Origin of the sequence: Microbulbifer thermotolerans (assembly GCF_001617625.1) — a bacterium.
GTDB lineage: Bacteria > Pseudomonadota > Gammaproteobacteria > Pseudomonadales > Cellvibrionaceae > Microbulbifer > Microbulbifer thermotolerans.
Genome location: NZ_CP014864.1, coordinates 1,768,550 through 1,788,257, shown reverse-complemented (window position 1 = coordinate 1,788,257; position 19,708 = coordinate 1,768,550). Strand labels below are relative to the sequence as shown.

Here is a 19,708-nt window from a genome sequence, read left to right as displayed (position 1 = left end):
GGAAGCATCCATGTCCCAACAACCCCGCAGTCAACGCCTCGAACAGATCTACGCGGCCCTCGGCCAGCGTATCCTGATTCTGGACGGGGCCATGGGCACCATGATTCAGCGGGAGAAGTTGACTGAAGCTGACTACCGCGGTCAGCGCTTCGCGGATTTCCATAGGGAATTGAAAGGCAATAACGATCTTCTGAGCCTGACCCAACCGGAACTGATCGAGCGTATCCACCGGGACTATCTCCAGGCCGGTGCGGATATTATCGAGACCAACACCTTCAACGCCACCCGCCTGTCGCAATCGGATTACGGTATGGAGGCGCTGGTGCCGGAGCTGAACCGGGCATCGGCGCAAATTGCGCGCCGCGCCGCGGACGCCATTTCCACCCCGGACAAGCCCCGCTTCGTAGCAGGCGTAATCGGCCCCACCTCGCGCACCGCCAGCATCTCTCCGGATGTTAACGACCCGGGCGCACGCAATGTCACCTTCGCAGAGTTGGTGGAAAACTATATCGAGGCCGGCCGCGCTCTGATTGAGGGCGGCAGCGATCTGATACTGATCGAAACTATTTTTGACACACTCAATGCCAAGGCGGCCATCTACGCGCTGCAACAGCTGTTCGAAGAGCAGGGCTTCGAGCTGCCGATTATGATATCCGGCACTATCACCGACGCCTCCGGACGCACCCTGTCGGGGCAGACCACCGAGGCCTTTTACTATTCCGTAGCCCACGCCAAGCCGCTGTCCGTCGGTCTCAACTGCGCTCTCGGCGCCAGCGAATTGCGGCCTTATATTGAGGCACTCTCAAACGTATGCGCCGACTATGTGTCTGCGCATCCCAATGCCGGCCTGCCCAACGAATTCGGCGAATACGACGAGACACCGGAACAGACGGCAGCCGTCGTGGCCGAATTCGCCCGCAGCGGCTTCGTCAATATTCTCGGCGGCTGCTGCGGCACCACGCCGGATCATATCCGCGCTATCGCGGAAGCAGTAGCGGACCTGGCGCCGCGCCAACGGCCGGAAATCAAACCGGCGCTGCGCCTCTCTGGCCTTGAGCCTTATGTCGCCGACGAAAACGCACTGTTTATTAATGTCGGCGAACGCTGCAACGTGACCGGCTCCGCCCGCTTCAAGCGGTTGATTATGGAAGAGGACTACGACACCGCCCTGCAGATCGCCGCCACCCAGGTGGAAGACGGCGCTCAGGTAATCGACGTCAATATGGATGAGGCGATGCTCGACTCCGTCGCCGCCATGCGCCGCTTTCTCAACCTCGCCGCCACTGAGCCGGACATCGCCAAGGTGCCCTTTATGGTGGACTCCTCCAAATGGGAGGTCATCGAGGCTGGGCTGCAATGTATCCAGGGCAAGCCGATCGTCAACTCGATCAGTCTGAAGGAAGGGGAAAAAGACTTTATCGATAAGGCGCGCCTATGCCGGCGCTACGGCGCCGCGGTAGTTGTCATGGCTTTCGATGAAGACGGCCAGGCGGACACTTTCGAGCGCAAGGTAGAAATCTGCAAACGCAGCTACGAGATACTGGTGGAGCAAGTCGGTTTCACACCGAGCGACATTATCTTCGATCCCAATATTTTCGCCGTCGCCACCGGCATTGAGGAACACAATAACTATGCAGTGGACTTTATCCAGGCCACCCGCTGGATTCGCGAAAACCTGCCCGGCGCCAATGTGTCCGGCGGAGTGTCCAATGTTTCCTTTTCCTTCCGTGGCAACAATCCGGTGCGCGAGGCCATCCACTCGGTATTCCTGTTCCACGCCATTAAAGCGGGCCTCAATATGGGAATCGTCAACGCCGGCCAGCTGGCCGTGTACGACGAACTCCCGGCGGAGCTGCGCGAAAAAGTTGAAGATGTGATCCTAAACCGCCACCCCGGCGCCACCGAGGCATTGCTGGAAATCGCGGAAAAGTACCGCGGCGAAGGTGGAGGCCAGGCGCGCAAGGAAGATCTGAGCTGGCGCCAGCTGCCGGTAAACAAACGCCTGGAACATGCGCTGGTCAAGGGAATTAACAACTTTATCGAAGAGGACACAGAAGAAGCCCGCCTCGCCGCCGAGCGCCCTCTGGATGTTATCGAAGGTCCGTTAATGGACGGCATGAACGTGGTTGGAGACCTCTTCGGCGCCGGCAAGATGTTCCTGCCCCAAGTGGTGAAGTCTGCCCGGGTGATGAAGCAGGCAGTGGCTTATTTGCAACCCTTTATCGAAGCGGAAAAAACAGCCGATGCCAAGCCCAATGGCCGTATCCTGATGGCCACAGTTAAAGGTGACGTGCACGATATCGGCAAGAATATCGTCGGCGTGGTACTTGCCTGCAACAACTACGAGGTCGTCGATCTGGGTGTGATGGTGCCCTGTGAAACCATATTGCAGACGGCACGGGAAAAGCAGTGCGACATTATTGGTCTGTCCGGCCTGATTACTCCCTCCCTGGATGAAATGGTCCACGTGGCGGCAGAGATGGAACGCCAGGGCTTCGATATACCACTGCTGATCGGCGGCGCCACCACCTCCAAGGCACACACCGCAGTAAAAATCGATCCCCAATACCGCCGCAGCCAGGCAGTCTATGTCGCCGACGCATCCCGTGCAGTGGGTGTGGCCAGCCAACTTATCTCCGATGAACTGCGCCCCGCTTTTGTGGAGAAGGTGCGCGATGAATACGAAAAAGTGCGCACCCGCACCGCCAACCGCAGGCCAAACGGCACCCGCCTCAGCTATGAGGAAGCAGTAGCGGCGGCACCCAAGTTCGATTGGCACAGCTACACGCCGGCGGTGCCGCGTAGATTGGGCGTTACCGTGATCGATGATTTCCCGCTGGAAAAGCTTGTCGACACCATCGACTGGACCCCTTTCTTTATCTCTTGGGATCTTGCGGGCAAATTCCCAGCAATACTGAAAGACAAAGTCGTCGGCGAGGCCGCCACCGACCTGTTCAACAACGCACAGCGCATGCTGCAGCAAATCATCGACCAAAAACTGCTTAAAGCCCGCGCCGTTTTCGGACTCTGGCCCGCCAACAGCATCGGAGACGACATCATCGTCTTCAAAGACGAAAGTCGTACCGAGGAACTGGCGCGCCTCCACCATATGCGCCAACAAGTGCAGAAACGCGGCGGCGATGGCTTCTGCCGCTCCCTGGCGGATTTTGTCGCCCCCGTGGACTCCGGAGTAGGTGACTATGTGGGGGGCTTTGCGGTAACCACGGGCCATGGCGCAGACGAACTGGCGGCGGACTACCAGGCCAAACACGACGACTACAATGCGATCATGGTAAAAGCACTGGCGGACCGCCTTGCAGAATCCTTCGCCGAGTATCTGCACAGGCTGGTGCGCAAAGAGTACTGGGGCTACGCACCGGAAGAACAACTCAGCAACGAAGAGCTGATCAAGGAAGCCTACCGGGGCATCCGCCCTGCCCCCGGCTATCCGGCCTGCCCGGATCACACTGAGAAGACCACATTGTTTAAACTGCTCGACGCCGAGCAGAATACCGGGGTCAACCTGACCGAGCACTTCGCCATGCTGCCTGCCGCCTCGGTCAGCGGCTGGTACTTCGCCCACCCGGAGGCTAAATATTTCAATGTTGGCAAAATAGGCCGCGACCAACTCGCAAATCTGGCTAACCGCAAAGGCATGGATGAGCGGGAACTGGAACGCTGGCTACGGCCTAACCTGGAGGATCAATCAGGATGAGAGATGAAGATAACAATCAGAAAAAGCCCTCTGCCGGTCAGGTTTTGCTCAGCACCCTGGCCGCCGCCATCGGCGTGCAGAGCAATAAGAATCGGGAGCGCGACTTCAAAGGCGGCAGCATCAAGACCTATATTGCCGCGGGTATCATCTTTACCACACTGTTCGTCGTCACCTTGGTACTGGTGGTAAAAACCGTACTAAGCAATATGGGCTAGCGGCAAAGCCCAAACTGGATCCTTGCGCCTCGGGGGCACCTGGTAGAAACGTCAATAGGAGAGGTCCCGCCCGGCACCACCCTGCTCCGGGCCAGGAGTGGTATCTACTGGGAGGCCACCCAGTAGACGCAGGTCACAACGAAAATAACCACAAGCGCTACAGCGGCAAAAGCATCTGCGACGTTATCGCTTTCACTGGATACAACTACTTTTTCTTCCATCGAATAGACTCCGATTGTGCATTATTGTTATTCAAAGTAGCAGGGCCGTCGGGAACGGCCAGTCAAGTACAGCAAATCCCCGTCCGCCGCGCAAGCAAACCACACCCAATCTGCCTCAACTCCTTATAACATTTAGTTAGATACCTAGCGAAAAATATTGTTATTTTTCGCATAAGCGCGCTGGTATGTTATGCGCCTCCGGGACTTGTGCCGGGGCCACCGTACGCACAAGAATCCTTTTGAATGCGCAAAAACGCAATGGAATCAAGCAGTTATGTACCGATATGACGAACGCGACCGCGCAATCATCCGCGACCGTGTGACCCAGTTTCGCAGCCAGACCGAACGCTACCTGGCTGGTGAATTGACGGAAGAAGAATTTTTGCCGCTGCGCCTGCAAAACGGCCTCTACATCCAGCGACTCGCTCCTATGTTGCGCATCGCCGTACCCTACGGCCTACTGAACAGCACTCAGCTCAGGCGCTTGGCACGCATCACTCGCGATTACGACAAGGGCTACGCCCACTTCACTACCCGGCATAATGTCCAGCTCAACTGGCCACAATTGGAAGATGTACCCAGCATCCTCGCCGAGCTGGCAGAGGTGGACATGCATTCGGTACAAACCAGCGGCAACTGCATCCGCAACACCACTTCCGACCCCTACGCCGGCGTGGCCCGGGACGAGATTGCCGACCCCCGCCCCTACTGCGAGTTGATCCGTCAGTGGTCCACCTTCCACCCGGAATTCGCCTTTCTACCGCGCAAATTCAAAATTGCCGTCAGCGGCTCCGAACAGGACCGGGCGGCCATCCGCGTACACGATATCGGCGTACAGATCGTCAAACGCGGCGGTGAAATCGGCTTCCAAATACTGGTCGGTGGAGGCCTCGGGCGCACACCGATACTCGCCGAAGAAATCCGCGATTTCCTGCCGGAAGAGGACCTGCTCTCCTACCTGGAAGCCATAGTGCGTATCTACAACCAGCTCGGCCGGCGCGACAACAAGTTCAAAGCCCGCATCAAAATTCTGGTAAAGGCACTTGGAGTTGAAGAATTCGCCCGCCGTGTGGAAGACGAATGGGCGCGAATCAAAGATGGCGCAGAGAAGCTTACCCCCGAGGCCCTGGCCTGGGCAAAGTCCTTCTTTACTGCACCGGAGTACGAAACCTTCGATGGCGCCAGCAGCGATGCCGACCTTCAAACACAGGCAGATGGGGACAAGGCCTTCAGCCGCTGGCTCGAGCGCAACACCTTCCCCCACCGTGTCCCCGGATACCGGGCCGTGCGGTTATCCACCAAGCCCACCGGCGTCCCCCCTGGCGACGTCACCGACCGGCAACTGGAAGCCATTGCCGACCTGGCCGACAGTTTCAGCTTCGGCGAGGCCCGCGTCACCCACGACCAAAATGTCGTATTAGCAGATGTGCCGCAAAACCGCCTCTACGAACTCTGGCAGGAAGCCCGTAAATACGGTTTCGCCACACCCAACATCGGCACACTGACCGATATGATCTGCTGCCCCGGCGGCGACTACTGTTCCCTGGCCAATGCCAAGTCCATTCCAGTAGCCGAGGCGATTCAGCGCAAATTCGATGACCTCGACTACCTCTACGACCTGGGCGACCTGAACCTGAATATCTCCGGCTGCATGAACGCCTGCGGCCACCACCATGTGGGGCACATCGGCATTCTCGGCGTAGATAAGAAAGGGGAAGAGTTCTATCAGGTGCAACTAGGCGGCAGTTCATCGGAAAATGCCAGCCTGGCCAAAGTCCTGGGTCCCAGCTTCTCCCGCGCCGAAGTGCCGGATGTGATTGGCAAGATACTCGATCTCTATATAGAGCAGCGCCAACCGGAAGAGCACTTTCTCGATACCTACCAGCGCATCGGCCTGCAACCGTTCAAGGAGAGCGTCTATGCCAACGCCAAATAAACAGCCGGCCAATCCAGCCGAACTGATCATCGACGAAGCCATAGCCGAGAACCAATGGCGCCTACTGCCGCAGAGCGAGGAAGGAAGCGAGATCAGCGCCGAAACTCTGGCGCCGGGCAAGGTGATTCTCCCCTTCTCCATCTGGAGTGCCCTGAAAGGCAGCCTTACCGAACGCGCGAGTGAAATCGGAGTTTGGCTGGACAGCGATGAAAGTGCAGACTTGATCGGCACAGACGCCACCACCCTGCCCTTGATCGCCGTCAACTTCCCAGCCTTTACCGACGGTCGTGGATTCACAACCGGGCGCCTGCTGCGCGAGCGCTACGGGTTCCAGGGAGAACTGCGGGCAGTAGGTGCCTTTATCCGCGACCAGCTTACCTACCTGCGCCGCTGCGGCTTCAACGCCTTTGCCTACGAGGGCGAGCAGCCACTGAAAAAACTGCTGGATTCAATGTACGACTTTAGCGAGAGCTACCAGACCAGCGTGGACCAGCCGCTGCCGATGTTCCGGCGTCGCTCACTGTAAGCGCACCCCCCCTGATCCAGATGGATCGGGGGGATCACCTGCTTAAATTCGCACTGAAAGAGACGAGCGACCGAAAAGTTTGTCTGCAAAAAACAGCTGCATTTCCTCTGCTTCGGGAAAGCTAGCCTCTGATAACCCCAGGGTAATTCAAGCTGTCTATGCTTTGATCATTGAGTTTCGGACAAAAAACGATCAACCACTTCAAACGCTAATCTTTCACGAACACTCCATTCACTCCCGCCAATAACCATATAAGGTAGCTTTAAATTTTCCAATTGCGTTTTCAGAAAGTTAAACATATCCAGCCTAAACTGCTCGCCATACCGAGTGCCATCATCAATCCAAGGCACCTCAGGTGACATTAGCAAATATAGGTCAGAAAAATCTTGTAAGGGATAGCTGTCGCAATTCACATCCCCCAACAACGCCCTCTCCCAGGCCATAGTTTGTATAACATCCGTGTCTTCTATTAATATGTGGCCCGCGTGCTGGGCTAAGGCTTTACGCATAGCGATGTGCGTATTAGCAATGACCTGGAAATCTTCCCTACACCAAGACCTACCTTTTTTCATGGTTACATCATAAGTACGCCCATACTCATTCATCAAATTACTTAACTCGCCGGTAAAATTGAAACGTTTTGCCAGCGCAGCTGCAAGTGTCGACTTGCCACTGCTTTCAGGACCTAAAAGTGTTACTCGACGTTGAAAATAAGGCCTAACAGCAGGCGGAACATACGGCCATGAAGCACTGGGATTTTCTCGGATCATAGTGGCTGAAATATTTATTGTATCTCTACCTAATGGGATGGGCGTAGCACCAATCTCTTCTGCCAGCCGCACAACATATTCTTCACCGCCAAAAACTTTTTCAAAGCTACCATACTGATTAATAGCCTTTCTCCAGATTGACCAAAAATTTACATCATCTTCTGGCAACTGAGGCATCTCTTCATGAAGCTCTTGCACCACGACACCTTGAGGGACACTTGCCCTAACCCATTCTGCACGCAACCTCCCATCAATTGGCTCACTTTCTACCGAGCAAACAAGTACCGTAAGTTCGTCAACCATCTGAGATGCCACCTCTATGATATAAAGATGGCCTTTATGTATAGGCATAAATTTGCCAAGGTATAACCCTCTAATCACGAGGCACCACTCTCCATTGTAATAAACCAATAATCGCCAATATAAGAAACACAGCATACAAAACTGCTGTTGGTGTTAAATCTTTCACAATAAATAATCCTATAGCCAACAAATCCACCATAATCCACAAATACCAACTTTCTATATGTCTGCGCATAAGAAGTATTTGTGCAGTTACACTCAGTGCCGCAATAGCACTATCCCAATTCGGATGTGTAGCATCAGTATATAGACGCATCAGAACACTAATCAAAAGCCACAACACCGTGGTTGATAACATTCCTAATACAAAAGACTTTTTCCCCAAATCAGCAATAAGCACTTTTCCATCAGGCGCCTTATGATTTACCCAATAGAAAAAACCATAGACCTGAGTAAAAAAGAAAAACACCTGAAGCAAGGAATCACTATACAGCCTGTAGTCATAGAATATCTTCGCGTAAAGAATAACCATGACAAAGCCAAAAAGATAATTCCATATTGACCTTTTAATAATAAAATAAACATTTAGGAGGCCACATGTCACGGCGACATACTCAATAAGAGTACTCCCAACCATTTGTTCGATAAAATTCACTAAGACTCCCTATGTATAACGCAGAAGAAAGTTGCGACTATGCAGCAAATTGTTTTTGGTGGCCGCATAGCGGATGCCACCAAAAACAAGAGAAAGAATACGAACCATGGACACCCAAAAAATAAAACGCTTTCTACGCCACTCATATTGCAACATTTCTCACCTCATAGAAAACACTGTCAATTCATACAGCAATATGAACCCAAACCACACCCTACTACCATTGCACCTCTCTCAGTGTGCAAGGGATGAGTACACAGGACGCGGTTTTGAGCAACAGAGATAGTGAATCGACGATCGGCTGTTGGAACTGGCCCGGCTGGAGGAAGTAGTTGCAGAATCATTGCCCACCAAGCCAATCGAGAGGATGGCTGCACCGGTCGTTTCTGGGAAGGTAGATTCAAGTCTCAGGCCTTGCTCGACGAACGGGCCCTGGCGGCCTGTATGGCCTATGTGGATCTGAACCCGATCCGGGCCAAAATGGCCGATACGCCCGAAACCTCAGACCATACCTCCATACAACGGCGTATTTCAGCAGTTCAGGATGGCAAACAGCCACAGCAGCTCTTTCCCTTCGCTGGTAACCCACGAGAACCTATGCCAATGAATGGGGCTGTCGTTTCACTTTCAGGACTATCTGGAGCTGGTGGACTGGAGCGGTCGCTGCCTGCGTGAAGACAAGCGAGGCGCTATCGATGAACAACTACCACCAATTCTCGAGCGGCTACAGATCGATCCTCGACACTGGCTCTACCTGAACCGAAACTTCGAAAGCCGCTTCAAGTCTCTGGTTGGCGCCGCGCACTCGGTACGCAATGCCTGTCAGCAGCTCGGCAAACGCTGGGCGCAAGGTATTCGCGACTGTGAGCGCTATCTATCTCCACCGATCATCTCCTAAATTTTTGCCTCTCCTTGAAAAATACCATCGCGGGCTTCTGCGAAGGACTGCTGTGCCACAACAAAACTGTTTGGCACAATTAAACACGGAACATCAGCTCTACTTACTCGAATAGCAAGCTATGGCAATAGTGGACTATATATGCAGCAATTTTCTCATCAATTTTTCAATTAGTGGGTATCCAATTTTATGTGGCCAGGGACGACAAAGCTCCGGCAGATTACCCTGCCGGAGCTTTGATGATTCTTACTCCGCTAAAAATCAGTGGCTTTTAATAGGTATCCCGGATACTCTGCCCCAGAAACTGCCGCCGCAACTACCTTCCGCAGTTAAGTTTAGTTTCTTCGCCTATTTCTGCCTGCTTAAAAATTTCAATAAAATCACTTGTATCAAGCATAAGAATTTCAGGAATAGATTTTCCATCACCATAAGCGGCTTCTAGCTGGATATCTGATATTTCTCCTTGGCGCCTAACTGCAACAATTCCAATCTTTCGGTAGTTCCCCTTTTTTTCTGGGACAATTTCAAAAGTGGTTGACTCCCCACCACCCGAAGCAACCCTCATGTTCGCCATTTCAAAATTTCGTTTATTGAATTTGTCAGGGAAGTGAATATTTACAAGCAAATGAGATGATCCTGTATCTTCAAACTTCACACACACTCCAGCAAGACTAAGGTTGGAAGGATCGACCGATAGAGTGTTTGCCTCAACTTCAACCTGAGATGCCGAAGCAAACGGGGATATCAAAATCAAAAACCATAGAGATTTTTTTATTGATCTAATCACTTGGCATCCCCCTATAAATCAGATGGTCGCTAGTATTTCTAGGACTCATATTTACCATGATTGCATTGCTTTTCAGGCCGTAGATCAGGTCCGCCTGAGAAGGTAACAGTTGTCTTTGATACGGGTTCCTGTTTCGGCGAATCATGGACACCCACAAAACAAAAAGCTTTCAACGCCATCCATATTGCAACATTCTCTACCTCACAGAAAATACTGTTTATCCATACATGTTAATGGATAGCCAAAATGGGACGCCCGTGCAAATCCCTGATCTCTCTCGAAGCTACACCCTACTATCATTGCGTCTCCCGCTGCGTGCGCCGCGCATTCCTGTGTGGCAAGGATGAGCGCACCGGGCGCTGCTTCGAACACCGAAGGCAGTGGATCGCTGGCATCGACTCTGTAAAGACTCTCCACTTTCCCAACGTTTTGCCCGAAACAAAGCCTTGCACGCTGCAGAACTGGCCCGGATGGAGGAGCTAGCCGCAGAATGGCGCGCACGGCAGATGGATATCAGCTGGTTTATGCGGATACTCAATGAATCCATTGCCCGGCAAGCCAATCGGGAGGATGGCTGCACCGGTCGCTTCTGGGAAGGTAGATTCAAATCCCAGGCACTGCTCGACGAGCGAGCTCTGGCGGCCTGTATGGACTATGTGGATCTGAACCCTATCCGAGCCAAAATGGCTGATACACCCACTTCCATACAACGGCGTATTTCAGCAGTTCAGGAGGCAAACAGCTACAAAAACTCTTCCCCTTCGTTGGTAACCCACGAAAACCTATGCCAATAGGACTGCCGTTTCAGTTACAGGACTATCTGGAGCTGGTGGACTGGAGCGGCCGTTGCCTTCGTGAAGATAAGCGCGGCGCGATCGACGAGCAACTGCCGCCGATTCTCGATCGGCTGCAGATCGACCCACGACACTGGCTCTACCTAAACCGAAATTTTGAAAGCCGCTTCAAGTCTCTGGTTGGTGCCGCCCATTCAGTGCGCTCTGTCTGCGAGCAACTCGGCAAACGGTGGGCCCACGGAATCCGCGACTGCGAGCGCTACCTATCCCCGCCGATCACCTCCTAAAATTTTTCCTGTCACGGAAAAACGCCATCGCGGGCTTCGGCGAAGGACTGCTGCGCCACAACAAGGCTGTTTGGTGAAATTCCACATAGGACGCAGGCCTGCTTGCCCGAATAGCAAGCTCTGGCAATAGTGGACTGAATATGCAGCAACTTTCCCATCAATTTTTCAATTGGTGGGTGTCCAATTTTGTTCAACTTCGAAAGCCGCTTCAAATCCTTGGTTGGCGCCGAACATTCGGTGCGTAATACCTGTGAAAAGCTCGGCAAACGTTGGGCACAGGGCATTCGCGACTGTGAGCGCTATCTATCTCCGCCGATCACCTCCTAAAATTTTACCTTTCCTTGAAAAATACCATCGCGGGCTTCTGCGAAGGAATGCTGCGCCACAACAAAACTGTTTGACGCAATTCCACACAATACTCTGAGATTACTTACCCAAATAGCACGCCTTGGCAACGGCGGGCTGAATATGCAGTAGCCTTCATTTTGTGTCGCCAGCACAAAAAGATCCACGGAACAAATTGTCCGACTGGCACGTATTGTTATGTGATTTTTTTACAGCTAAGCCGCTCATTTACTACCTTGCATTGAAACTTCCACAACTTAGGGTATTCGCTGCCAAACACACCTATATTTTCCTCCCAGTAGTAAGTATTACCACCCGCACCAACTGCGCATATTTTAATTGGCTTATACGAATCTACTGGAACAAAATAAGCCGCTTTTAGCCATCCATATTCTGGTTCGGAAACAAATCTATCTGCTACAAGGCTTAATACTTTTCCACCTTCACATGTTCCAGCCTTAGCATCTAGTGCCGAAGTAATTCTGACGATTTCGAATTCATCACCACTAATCCAAACTTCATACCTAGGTTCTGAAACATACCTTACCGGATAGACAACACAACCTGAAAGAAAAAGCGTAAAGGTTAATAAACAAAATACCTTCAAGCTGACCTCATATAACGCCTCAATAACCGGCGCGCTTTAGCGCGTCCGGCGCCGAAAGCGCGAAGTTGATTGATTTGTTAAATGGCATACCTTCGCACTCGCAGCGGATTTTGTAGAACTGAACTACCTTCGGGCTTTCATTCGAAAGATCCTGGCTTCGAAGTCTACGCTTGCCAAGCCGAGAATCTAGCATTGCTAGGCACCTTATAAGGACGTTATCCGACGCCATAGATGTATCAATTGAGTTGTTACAGTAATCATCTAGCGAATCATAGTAGGTGTATTGGTTAAACTTACCTTCAGAGGCAAGCTCTTCATGAGCGATTTTCTGAGCCTCATATGGGGTTATTCCTTCACGGGCTACTATCTCATCAATTCGTTCGTATTCGATCGAATAGAATGAAAGTGTGCACATGCTCCATATTTCATATTTATCGAATGTAATATACCCACGCCCCTCTTCATCATGGGTTCCTCGATAATGAGTAGAACGCAATTCGACTCTTCCACGCACTGTATGAGAGAAGAATTCTTCTACTTTTTTCTTTCGTTTACTCCATTGCATGACTATGCCATTTAACGCCCAGCGCAGCCGACGCGGAGCGCCTTTTGTGTTAATGTTTGAGCGACAGCGAGTGACACAAAAGGTGCGTAGTATTGGCTGTCGCTCTGCCGCTGCTCGTTAAGCGATTTCTTGCTCTACTGCATCTTCTAAGCGTAGGTAACAGAACTCTTCGCTAAATATGCCTTTTAGCCTACTCAGCAATTCAGGAACACTTGGTATTTCACTTACCAAATAAATACCATTTCCGTCTCTTTTGGCGCTTTGAATTTCCTCGATTGATTCTATTTCCGATATGAGTTTTTCGAAGTGAGCCTCATACTCAACATCATCAGGGGGAAATGGACAATCTCTATTCAGATCAGTTTCTACTACTTTCCGAATGGACAATAAAAACTTCATAGTTCCCTCATTGCTTAACGCCGCCAGCACGCGCGGCTTTGTAGTGGAGGCGAAGCCGCAACAGAAAAGACGTCGCTGTGCCTGGCCTTGTTAATGGGCATTGGCTATGACCACATTTGCACGATAATCGTAATGGCTACCCCACCTGCACCAATACCAAATAAAACCATCTGCCACCAAAACAAACGCCACGACAAGTTTCCCAGCGCTTTGGTTTCTTGCCGGTCACTGGACCTTACTGGCTCATCTTTGTAGCGGGAACGTGCAATTTGCGTGGTAGCACGAAAATCCCGGAGGCCGTTGATGGCACACCAAACAGCCAGACCAATTGAAACAGTCAATAAGACCATTGAGCATGTTGCGAAAATAAGCAAGCAACGACTAGCAGGTTGTGCTCCAACCAAACCAGAAACTATAAATGCCAGAAGACCTGTAGATAAGCCAAGCACAAGATTGGATACGGACGAAAAGTAGTCTCGCGTAATACCTTGCCACCGAATGAAGCTTTCTTTATTTTCTGCTGCCACTTACTTGCTCCTGCCCATTAACGAAATAGCGAAAGAGCGCCGCGTTTTTTGCGGGGACTCTTTCCGCGTCTTGTTAGATTTAAGCCCAATAGGATCGCCATTTCTTTCAGTAACCTCCAGACTATTTTCCCTCTGCGTAAGCAAAGCTTAACGAACTGTGTGGAGGTGAAGTTACTACTGGAAGGGATAGTAGATGCGACAAAATGCCTTGCCGTGAAGTGAGGCTTACGTCCGCAACCACGTGTGCTTGCGTGCGTAAGCTGCGCTTCACGGTAACATAAAAAGTTTTTGCTCGCCATCTTCCTTTTAGAAGTGTTTCCACTATCCCATTTGTTTATTATTTCTTTACTGTATTTCCATACAGTATTAAGATCTCTGTATCATCAAAAAGCCGACCGCCCCGTTGTCGACAAAATCTAACAATTTTATTCACAAGCCACCGGCTCTATATCATATTGGCCCTTGTTCACAGGCGCGCAATGCCACATTCTAGAAAACCTTCATTGAAATCAATTAGATAACTTACAGCTCTCTTTAAATTCAGGAGTTAAAGGGGCCTGATGCTCAGTTATTTTTTGTTTATGCAGCTCAAAGTTTTATCACTATGTCCTTTAAAGTCAATAACTTAGCGGATGCTCATCGGTGAACAAGAGCCACTGGCTACTGAACACAAGCTTGACATAGCCGTTCCTGCAACAGCGCTGCATATAAAAACAGTTCCCAAGATCTCTACCATGATCATGGATGACGTTCACCCCTAGATACTCGCCAGCACATTTTTTAAACAGTGTGCAGCTACGTATTTCCTCAGAACGGCTTAATATTTAAGATCAAGCGCTCCTATACCCATTGGGTGCGGCGTTTTATCTGATTTCATTAACAATGGCACCCTCAGGAAATAGACTCCGCGGCAGATCGTCCTGTCGGGGCTGCTGACGCCACCCGTACTTGAAGATCAACAGGCGTCCGGGATCTTCTCCCCCAGCGTTAAGTACCACTCCTCCGCAAGAATCGGTGCGCAGGCGTGAGGAGTCCAAGGTGGACACGCCACAGGAAGGCTTGATTCTGACTTGCTGGGCGTAGTTGCGGTCGGTTTTAACCTTGTACGCAGCCACGCCGATCTACGTCCCGCTCCCCCTGCCTGGGGACTGGATTTCCCAGCGCCAAAACGTCAATATGCGCAGCGTAACAACCTAGGGGATGCCTCCCCCAAAAGAACCATTGTTAAGAGCAGATACATGCAAGTTGAATCCGTAGATTCCCTGTTGAAATCCAGCGGCCGCGAGGGCAGTGAGGCCCGCGTGCAGGGCTGGATCAGAACCCGTCGCGATTCCAAAGCGGGCTTGTCTTTCCTGGCCGTGCACGATGGAAGCTGTTTCGACCCGATTCAGGTGGTGGTCGAGGCGGACCTACCCAACTATCAGTCGGAAGTGCTGCGCCTGACTACCGGCTGTGCAGTGGATATTACCGGCACGCTCAAGCCCTCCGAGGGCAAGGGTCAGGCCATTGAATTGCTGGCGAGTGAGGTTCGGGTGGTCGGCTGGGTCGAGGACCCGGACACCTACCCCATGTCCCCCAAGCGCCACACCATGGAGCACTTGCGCGAGCACGCCCATCTGCGCCCGCGCACTAATGTCAGCGGCGCCGTGGCGCGGGTGCGCAACTGCATTGCCCAGGCCATTCACCGCTTTTTCCATGAGCGCGGTTTTTACTATGTACACACGCCGATCATCACCGCTTCTGACTGTGAGGGCGCGGGCGAGATGTTCCGGGTGAGCACCCTGGATCTGCAAAATCTGCCGCGCAACGACAAAGGCGAGGTGGACTTCAGTAAGGACTTCTTCGGCGAGGAGAGCTTCCTCACCGTGTCCGGCCAGCTGAACGTGGAGAGCTACTGCCTGGCGCTGTCAAAGGTGTATACCTTCGGCCCCACTTTCCGCGCGGAGAACTCCAATACCACCCGCCACCTGGCAGAGTTCTGGATGGTGGAACCGGAGGTGGCTTTCGCCGATCTCGCAGACGTGGCCAATCTGTCTGAGGAGATGCTCAAATACATCTTTAAGGCGGTGCTTGAGGAGCGCGCCGACGATATGGCCTTCTTCGCTCAGCGCATCGACAAAGAAGCCATTTCCCGCCTGGAAAACATCATCGAGAACGACTTTGCGCGCATCGACTACAGTGATGCCATCGAGATACTGGAAAAATGCGGGGAGAAGTTCGAGTTCCCTGTATCCTGGGGGATCGATCTGGCTTCGGAACACGAGCGCTATCTGGCAGAAAAGCACTTCAAGAAGCCTGTCATCGTCATGAATTATCCGAAGGATATCAAAGCCTTCTATATGCGTATGAATGATGACGGCAAAACAGTGGCAGCCATGGATGTGCTGGCACCGGGCATCGGCGAGATCATCGGCGGTTCTCAGCGCGAAGAGCGGCTGGAGAAGTTGGATGAGCGCATGGAGGAGATGAACATTCCCAAAGAGCATCTCTACTGGTACCGCGACTTGCGCCGCTACGGCACTGTGCCCCACTCCGGCTTCGGTCTCGGTTTCGACCGCATCGTGGCCTATGTGACCGGCATGGGTAATATCCGCGATGTGATTCCCTTTCCGCGCACACCCAAAAATGTGGCCTTCTAATCAGAAAGCCCCGCAAATGCGGGGCTTTTTTTATTCTGAAAGAAAGCGTCACTCCATCACTTAAACAGTGCCGCCTTTTTTCAGTTGAGCGATCTCGCTATCGCTTTTACCCAGCAGCTCTCGCAACACCTCCTCGGTGTGCTGACCAAGCAACGGCGGCGCCTGCTCGTACTCCAGCTGGGTCTCGGAAAACAAAACCGGATTGCGTACGGTTTTTACCCTGCCTGCTTTGGGATGCGGTTGTTCGACAACCATCTCCCGGGCCTTCACTTGCGGATCGGCGAAGACTTCCTCCAGCGTATTGATGGGGCCGCAGGGTACATGGGCATCGCTGAGTTTTTCCAGCCACCAGGCGGAGTCCTGCTTGCGGGTCGCCTCTTCAATCAGCGGCATCAACTGTTCCCGCGCCATCACCCGAGCGGCATTGGTGGCATAAGCAGGATTTTTGGCCAGCTCTTCTATTCCGGCGATATGGCAAAAGCGCTTGAACTGTTCGTCATTACCCACCGCGAGCATAAAATAACCGTCTCGGGAGGGCACCGCTTGGTAGGGAACAATGTTCGGGTGACCGGTACCCTGGCGCACCGGGCTTACCCCGGAGGTGAGGTAGTTCTGTGCCTGGTTGGCCAGCCAGGCGACCTGTGTGTCCAGCAGGGCCAGGTCAATATGCTGGCCAACGCCAGTTTTATCGCGGTAAATCACTGCGGCGAGTACTGCGGAAACCGCGTACATACCGGTCATCAGATCCACAACCGCCACCCCCACTTTTTGCGGGCCGGCGCCGGGTTGCCCCTCGGGCACACCGGTAATACTCATCAAACCGCCCATGCCTTGAATCATGGCATCGTAGCCAGCTCGATTCTTGTAGGGACCTGTCTGACCGAAGCCTGTGATAGAACAGTAAATGATGCGCGGATTGACTTGTTTTAGGGAGTCATAGTCCAAGCCATACTTTTTCAGGCCGCCCACCTTGTAATTTTCGAGCACAATATCACAGTGCTGAACAAGCTCCTTGATCAGCTTCTGCCCCGCCTCAGTGGTTATATCCACGGTGATGGACTTTTTACCGCGATTGGCGGCCAAATAGTAAGCAGCATCATCCGTATCGACGCCCTTCCCGTCCTTCAGGTAGGGAGGGCCCCAGTGGCGGGTGTCATCTCCCCGCTGAGGGCGTTCAACTTTGATCACTTCGGCGCCGAAATCGGCAAACACCTGGCCGGCCCAGGGGCCGGCCAGTATGCGGCTGAGATCGAGAACTTTCAGGTGTGCGAGTGGACCTGCCATAATTTCCTCTTTTAGCTTGCCCATTCTCCCCGTGGGAGAAACCTGCGCAGCCTACCAGATTTGAACCGACGCCGCCCGATTTGAACTTAAAACGCGAATAGCCGTAAACTCACCCAAGCTATAACAATAAGGAACTGTGACATGACCACAGCGCAACCGCGAAAATTCCAATCCTTCCGCGACTTTTACCCCTTTTACCTGCAAGAGCACAGTAACCCAATCTGCCGCCGCCTGCACTTTGTCGGCACTGGCTTAGTGATCCTGCTCTTTGCCACCGCCTTGGTTACTGGCGAACTGCTACTCTTCGCTGCCATGCCCATTGCCGGTTATGGGTTTGCCTGGATTGGGCATTTCTTTTTTGAGCACAATAAGCCGGCCACCTTCAAAAACCCCTTCTACAGTCTGTGGGGAGATTTCGTGATGTTTAAAGATATGCTGCTGGGGCGGATAGCCCGCTAGAGGACCTCTGATTCAATGGCTTTCTGTCGATAAAGAAGTTCCGGGGTAAGATGAAAAACCCTGGTGATGGGATAAACTTTTCGAAACCGACGGATGCAGTGCGCTATCCAGCAAAGTGCTTGGCGTCGTGCAAAAGCATTTTTGCTCTCCTCCCCTACTTAAAAATTCCGTATTTACGCAATTTATTGGCCACCGCCGTGTGGGATATGCCCAAACGCTTGGCGAGCTTGCGGGCGGATGGTTGTTCCGCGGCCAAGTCGGTCAACAGCGCCCGTTCCACCTGCTCCATCATCTCCCGATAACTGAGTCCGCGCCCCCAGTTCCGCCAGGGTAGCTCCGCTCTCACCGCCAGGTCGGGCAGATCCTCGGGCTCAACCCGATCGCCTCCGCGCGCCCTACAGCGACGGACAGCGACGGACAGGTAATCCTTCAGGCCATTGAAATTATCCGGCCAGTCGTGTGTGCGCAGCAGGGGCAACACATCCTCGTGGATTGGCAGTGGATCGGCCCCGCCATCGGCTGCCGTCTCTTCCCGCACTATGGCCGCGGCAAAACGCGCAAGCGACGGACGCATGGTACGCAACGGTGGCAGGCGAAGCGCCAGGCTTGAGAATAACTGCACCAGCACCGGTTGCAGGCGATCCGTTGTGGTACAAGTCGCCACCAGCCTTATTTCTCGCGGCAGATCCCAAAGATTCCGCACCAGCGCGACTTGCGCCTCGGCACTGGTGTGGTGCAGGTCTTCGAGTATCAAGGTGGCCGGGGCGCGCAAGCTCGCGGGGAGCTGCAGGCGGCCTTCGCAGGGGGTACAGCGGTAACATCCGCCACTTGTCCCCAAAGGGGACAAGTAATGCAGGGCAGCGGCAAATGTGCTCTTGCCGCTACCGCACTCGCCAGCGATCAGCAGGGGGGAGCCAAGGGTGGCCATCTCCTGGAGTTGGAGACACGTCTGCCGACGCTCGCCAAAGTCCCAAAGCGCCGCGGGCCGAGGCTGTTCCGCCAGGGGCTGGCCCGAGCCCCAGGGCTGCATCGTCAACACCGCGCCGGCCAGCGAGTCCACTGCCTCGAGCTGACTGCCGGGGCAATGGCCACCGTCGGCGAGTGCGATGGGCGCCCAGTCCATGCGGTAAGAGCGACCGCGCACCACAACCGGCAAGCCGTACCGGGGCACAGTGAAGTCGCGCAATAGCTCCGCTACCTGCATCAGCGGCAAGAAACGCTGCAACTGCAGACCGGGAACCCGGTCCAGGTTGACCCCGAAAGCCCGCGCCGCGGCCAGATTGGCGGCGACCACCCGCCCCTCCCGGTCCACGGATAGCACGGGATCGGCCACATGGCGCAGCAGGGTATCCAGCTCGAAGTTGCGCCGTTCCGATGGAATCAGCGCAATGCGCCTCACCCGTTGCACACCCGGCACCTTGTACAGGGATTTCTCAATGGTTTGGTATTGAGTAGCCAGCATGCCCGGCGCCGACAGATAGACCTTGTCCCCACTGTCTCCACCCAGCTCACCAGAAGTTACGTTTATTCGGTATTCACCGAAAATATCCATAATTTCCGACAAAATACCGACTCGATTGGCGCAAGTTATCTCAATTCTCACCGTGCACCCGGCAATAATTATTTACAAAAAGTGTAGCGCTGGCGGCACTCATCTCACAAGAAAAGCCCCGCAACTCTCCCCGTAGAGCCCACTACGCCCTAAAAATAGACGCATAGATAACAACAAAGACAGAGCGGCGCGCCTCCACCCGGTCTTCCCGCCCGCAGGTGGAC

The 19,708-nt window shown here is 53.1% G+C and carries 17 protein-coding genes and 1 pseudogene; 9 read left to right on the top strand and 9 right to left on the bottom strand.

Going from position 1 to position 19,708, the window contains the following annotated elements:
* Positions 1 to 10: 10 nt before the first annotated feature.
* The 4 genes from metH (at position 11) to A3224_RS07530 (ending at position 6,613) form a co-directional block, all read left to right on the top strand.
* Entirely contained in the window at positions 11 to 3,715 is a 3,705-nt protein-coding gene (gene metH / locus A3224_RS07545) for a methionine synthase (RefSeq protein WP_067153089.1), read from the top strand.
* Positions 3,712 to 3,930 (top strand): DUF2970 domain-containing protein, encoded by a 219-nt coding sequence (locus A3224_RS07540; RefSeq protein ID WP_067153087.1) that lies wholly within the window; start codon positions 3,712 to 3,714, stop codon positions 3,928 to 3,930. Before metH ends, A3224_RS07540 begins: the two co-directional genes overlap by 4 nt.
* 495 nt (positions 3,931 to 4,425) lie before the next feature.
* Entirely contained in the window at positions 4,426 to 6,087 is a 1,662-nt protein-coding gene (locus tag A3224_RS07535) for a nitrite/sulfite reductase (protein ID WP_067153085.1), read from the top strand.
* On the top strand, positions 6,071 to 6,613 hold the full coding sequence (locus A3224_RS07530; RefSeq protein WP_067153083.1) for a DUF934 domain-containing protein: 543 nt from the start codon (positions 6,071 to 6,073) through the stop codon (positions 6,611 to 6,613). Before A3224_RS07535 ends, A3224_RS07530 begins: the two co-directional genes overlap by 17 nt.
* 167 nt (positions 6,614 to 6,780) lie before the next feature.
* Here the strand turns inward: A3224_RS07530 and A3224_RS07525 are convergent, their stop codons facing one another.
* Both A3224_RS07525 and pnuC read right to left on the bottom strand, forming a co-directional pair.
* A complete protein-coding gene (locus tag A3224_RS07525) occupies positions 6,781 to 7,734 on the bottom strand; it encodes an AAA family ATPase (protein ID WP_197463134.1) in 954 nt (317 codons plus the stop codon).
* 22 nt (positions 7,735 to 7,756) lie between these two features.
* On the bottom strand, positions 7,757 to 8,341 hold the full coding sequence (gene pnuC / locus A3224_RS07520; RefSeq protein WP_067153079.1) for a nicotinamide riboside transporter PnuC: 585 nt from the start codon (positions 8,339 to 8,341) through the stop codon (positions 7,757 to 7,759).
* 607 nt (positions 8,342 to 8,948) lie between these two features.
* On the opposite strand from pnuC, the gene A3224_RS17485 reads away from it, so the two are divergent.
* The gene (locus tag A3224_RS17485) at positions 8,949 to 9,239 is read left to right on the top strand and encodes a hypothetical protein (RefSeq protein WP_067153077.1); all 291 of its coding nucleotides are present in this window, start codon (positions 8,949 to 8,951) and stop codon (positions 9,237 to 9,239) included.
* A gap of 316 nt (positions 9,240 to 9,555) precedes the next feature.
* Here the strand turns inward: A3224_RS17485 and A3224_RS16875 are convergent, their stop codons facing one another.
* Positions 9,556 to 10,026, bottom strand: a complete 471-nt coding sequence (locus A3224_RS16875; RefSeq protein WP_156481449.1) for a hypothetical protein — start codon at positions 10,024 to 10,026, stop codon at positions 9,556 to 9,558.
* A 246-nt stretch (positions 10,027 to 10,272) separates the two neighbouring features.
* On the opposite strand from A3224_RS16875, the pseudogene A3224_RS17630 reads away from it, so the two are divergent.
* Together A3224_RS17630 and A3224_RS16870 are read left to right on the top strand one after the other, a co-directional pair.
* Positions 10,273 to 11,107, top strand: a pseudogene (locus A3224_RS17630) (transposase).
* 186 nt (positions 11,108 to 11,293) lie between these two features.
* Positions 11,294 to 11,434: a hypothetical protein gene (locus A3224_RS16870; protein WP_156481448.1), complete on the top strand. Its 141-nt coding sequence runs from the start codon at positions 11,294 to 11,296 to the stop codon at positions 11,432 to 11,434.
* 214 nt (positions 11,435 to 11,648) lie between these two features.
* Here the strand turns inward: A3224_RS16870 and A3224_RS16865 are convergent, their stop codons facing one another.
* The 4 genes from A3224_RS16865 to A3224_RS16860 all read right to left on the bottom strand — a co-directional run bounded on the left by A3224_RS16865 (position 11,649) and on the right by A3224_RS16860 (position 13,550).
* Positions 11,649 to 12,059 carry a hypothetical protein gene (locus A3224_RS16865; protein ID WP_156481447.1) on the bottom strand — a complete coding sequence of 137 codons (411 nt, stop codon included), beginning with the start codon at positions 12,057 to 12,059 and terminating at the stop codon, positions 11,649 to 11,651.
* A 19-nt stretch (positions 12,060 to 12,078) separates the two neighbouring features.
* A complete protein-coding gene (locus A3224_RS07495) occupies positions 12,079 to 12,624 on the bottom strand; it encodes an SF0329 family protein (RefSeq protein ID WP_156481446.1) in 546 nt (181 codons plus the stop codon).
* A 117-nt stretch (positions 12,625 to 12,741) separates the two neighbouring features.
* Positions 12,742 to 13,023: a hypothetical protein gene (locus A3224_RS07490; protein ID WP_067153068.1), complete on the bottom strand. Its 282-nt coding sequence runs from the start codon at positions 13,021 to 13,023 to the stop codon at positions 12,742 to 12,744.
* Positions 13,024 to 13,127: 104 nt separating this feature from the next.
* Positions 13,128 to 13,550, bottom strand: coding sequence for a hypothetical protein (locus A3224_RS16860; RefSeq protein WP_156481445.1), 423 nt, complete (start codon positions 13,548 to 13,550; stop codon positions 13,128 to 13,130).
* 1,238 nt (positions 13,551 to 14,788) lie between these two features.
* On the opposite strand from A3224_RS16860, the gene asnS reads away from it, so the two are divergent.
* The gene (gene asnS, locus A3224_RS07485) at positions 14,789 to 16,189 is read left to right on the top strand and encodes an asparagine--tRNA ligase (protein ID WP_067153065.1); all 1,401 of its coding nucleotides are present in this window, start codon (positions 14,789 to 14,791) and stop codon (positions 16,187 to 16,189) included.
* 60 nt (positions 16,190 to 16,249) lie between these two features.
* On the opposite strand, the gene A3224_RS07480 is transcribed toward asnS, so the two are convergent.
* Complete coding sequence (locus A3224_RS07480) at positions 16,250 to 17,473, bottom strand: CaiB/BaiF CoA transferase family protein (protein WP_067157659.1); 1,224 nt, start codon at positions 17,471 to 17,473, stop codon at positions 16,250 to 16,252.
* 141 nt (positions 17,474 to 17,614) lie between these two features.
* On the opposite strand from A3224_RS07480, the gene A3224_RS07475 reads away from it, so the two are divergent.
* The gene (locus A3224_RS07475; RefSeq protein ID WP_067153063.1) at positions 17,615 to 17,932 is read left to right on the top strand and encodes a DUF962 domain-containing protein; all 318 of its coding nucleotides are present in this window, start codon (positions 17,615 to 17,617) and stop codon (positions 17,930 to 17,932) included.
* A gap of 154 nt (positions 17,933 to 18,086) precedes the next feature.
* Here A3224_RS07475 and A3224_RS07470 read toward each other — a convergent pair whose 3' ends face one another.
* Positions 18,087 to 19,535 carry a TyrR/PhhR family helix-turn-helix DNA-binding protein gene (locus A3224_RS07470; RefSeq protein WP_156481444.1) on the bottom strand — a complete coding sequence of 483 codons (1,449 nt, stop codon included), beginning with the start codon at positions 19,533 to 19,535 and terminating at the stop codon, positions 18,087 to 18,089.
* Positions 19,536 to 19,708 lie beyond the last annotated feature (173 nt).

Coding starts and splice junctions, on each gene's coding strand:
- metH (WP_067153089.1), top strand. CDS start 11: ATGTCCCAACAACCCCGCAGTCAACGCCTCGAACAGATCTACGCGGCC.
- A3224_RS07540 (WP_067153087.1), top strand. CDS start 3,712: ATGAGAGATGAAGATAACAATCAGAAAAAGCCCTCTGCCGGTCAGGTT.
- A3224_RS07535 (WP_067153085.1), top strand. CDS start 4,426: ATGTACCGATATGACGAACGCGACCGCGCAATCATCCGCGACCGTGTG.
- A3224_RS07530 (WP_067153083.1), top strand. CDS start 6,071: ATGCCAACGCCAAATAAACAGCCGGCCAATCCAGCCGAACTGATCATC.
- A3224_RS07525 (WP_197463134.1), bottom strand. CDS start 7,734: ATGCCTATACATAAAGGCCATCTTTATATCATAGAGGTGGCATCTCAG.
- A3224_RS17485 (WP_067153077.1), top strand. CDS start 8,949: ATGGGGCTGTCGTTTCACTTTCAGGACTATCTGGAGCTGGTGGACTGG.
- A3224_RS07495 (WP_156481446.1), bottom strand. CDS start 12,624: ATGCAATGGAGTAAACGAAAGAAAAAAGTAGAAGAATTCTTCTCTCAT.
- A3224_RS07490 (WP_067153068.1), bottom strand. CDS start 13,023: ATGAAGTTTTTATTGTCCATTCGGAAAGTAGTAGAAACTGATCTGAAT.
- asnS (WP_067153065.1), top strand. CDS start 14,789: ATGCAAGTTGAATCCGTAGATTCCCTGTTGAAATCCAGCGGCCGCGAG.
- A3224_RS07480 (WP_067157659.1), bottom strand. CDS start 17,473: ATGGCAGGTCCACTCGCACACCTGAAAGTTCTCGATCTCAGCCGCATA.
- A3224_RS07475 (WP_067153063.1), top strand. CDS start 17,615: ATGACCACAGCGCAACCGCGAAAATTCCAATCCTTCCGCGACTTTTAC.